Raw genomic sequence first — 429 nt, forward strand, 5'->3', positions numbered from 1 at the left:
CCGTGGCAATGTCGACGAAAGCCGCAACGCCACGCAACCCGAAGGGCTGTTGCGCGCGCTGTTCGACGATCAGGTCCACGATTCCCGCGCCTGGTTTATGTACACACTGAGACGTGAGCCGTTCGGCAGCTACTTCGGCGAACGCATGGTGTTTTTCGGCGAGGCCGGCCGTCGCGACCTGGCGCTGTATGGCGAGAACGGTGAAGTGCTGGCGCGCACCAACTCGAATGCCGGACCTGACGGTGCCGCGCAACCGCTGGACGCAAAGCACCTGGTCCAGGCCATGCAAGACATCGATGCGCTGTGGGAAGCGTTCCATGCCCAGGCTGGTGAGGTGAAAAATGCATCGGCCTGAACCTGTTTTTCGACGCGTAGCGCAGGACCGCAGGCCCCAGTTCAAAGCCCGCCCATGGCGCGAGCGGGCCGTTA

General features: G+C 63.2%; 1 pseudogene. It reads left to right on the forward strand.

Annotation, left to right across the window (positions count from 1 at the left end):
* A pseudogene (locus tag NPS56_RS31020) lies at window positions 1-355 on the forward strand (T6SS phospholipase effector Tle1-like catalytic domain-containing protein); the annotation flags it as partial.
* Between the last annotated feature and the right edge of the window lie 74 nt (window positions 356-429).

It is taken from the genome of Pseudomonas putida (assembly GCF_028682635.1).
In the GTDB taxonomy this organism is placed as follows: Bacteria; Pseudomonadota; Gammaproteobacteria; order Pseudomonadales; family Pseudomonadaceae; genus Aquipseudomonas; species Aquipseudomonas putida_AE.